Annotated in this window: 1 protein-coding gene; it reads left to right on the top strand. The window is 72.9% G+C overall.

Annotated elements, in window-relative coordinates:
- The coding region (locus tag HNH97_RS16390) for a transketolase C-terminal domain-containing protein (RefSeq protein ID WP_276509902.1) at positions 1 to 413 on the top strand (413 nt) is incomplete at both ends.

Below are 413 nucleotides of genomic sequence, written 5' to 3'. Positions count from 1 at the left end.
CCGATCGCCCTGCGCTACCCGCGCGGCGGCGGGTTCGGCCTTGACCTGCCGGCGGCGGGCAGGGTGATGGAGATCGGGCGCGGGCGCATCGTGCGCGAGATGACGCGCCAGTCCGGGCCGGAGCGTGGCGGGATCGCGATCCTCTCGCTCGGCCCGCGCCTGGCGGAGGCGCTGAAGGCCGCCGACATGCTGGCGGCACAGGGGCTTGCGCCCACGGTGGCCGACGCGCGCTTTGCCAAGCCGCTGGACACCGCGCTGATCGAACAGCTTGCGCGCAACCATGCCGTGCTGATCACCATCGAGGAAGGCGCACCCGGCGGGTTCGGGGCGTTCGTGATGATGCACCTGGCCAAGACCGGGCTGCTCGACCGCGTGCGCTTCCGCCCCATGGCCCTGCCCGACCGCTTCATCGA

Origin of the sequence: Gluconacetobacter entanii (assembly GCF_013155425.1) — a bacterium.
GTDB lineage: Bacteria > Pseudomonadota > Alphaproteobacteria > Acetobacterales > Acetobacteraceae > Novacetimonas > Novacetimonas entanii.
The sequence above is the reverse complement of the archived record's forward strand: the minus strand, read 5'-3'. Positions and strand labels throughout refer to the sequence as shown.